Raw genomic sequence first — 476 nt, forward strand, 5'->3', positions numbered from 1 at the left:
GGTCGTCGCCGACTGGCCGGGCCTCGCACCCGCGGCCCTGCTCGAGGGCCGCGACCTGCGCCCGACCATGGACCTGCGCGCCGTGCTGAAGGGCGTCCTGCGCGACCATCTCGGCCTCCCCGACCGGGCGCTGGCCGACACCGTCTTCCCGGGCAGCGGAGGCGTCGCGCCGATGCGCGACCTCCTCGCCTGATCCCCTGTTTCCGGGGTTCGAACCCGGAAGATCCCGGTGCGGCCGGACGGGCCGCGCCTTCCATGTCCAGGAGACTCGAATGGTGAGACGACGTCTCGGCGCCTGCATCCTCGCCGGCAGCTTGGCCGGCACCCTGGCCGCGGCCGCCCCGGCCTCGGCGCTTCCCCTCCCCGGGCTCGCCGGCCCGGACGCGACCATCGTCCAGGTCTACGGCGGCTGCGGCCCGTTCGGCCATCGCGGACCCTACGGCGGCTGCCGACCCGGCGGGCAGGCCGGCGGCTAC

Annotated in this window: 2 pseudogenes; both read left to right on the top strand. The window is 76.3% G+C overall.

Features of this window, described 5'->3' with window-relative positions:
* Positions 1–193: pseudogene (locus tag FV223_RS29780) on the top strand (hypothetical protein); the annotation flags it as partial.
* Positions 194–272: 79 nt separating this feature from the next.
* Positions 273–476, top strand: a pseudogene (locus tag FV223_RS29785) (hypothetical protein); the annotation flags it as partial.

The organism is Methylobacterium sp. WL116 (genome assembly GCF_008039455.1).
Lineage (GTDB): Bacteria > Pseudomonadota > Alphaproteobacteria > Rhizobiales > Beijerinckiaceae > Methylobacterium.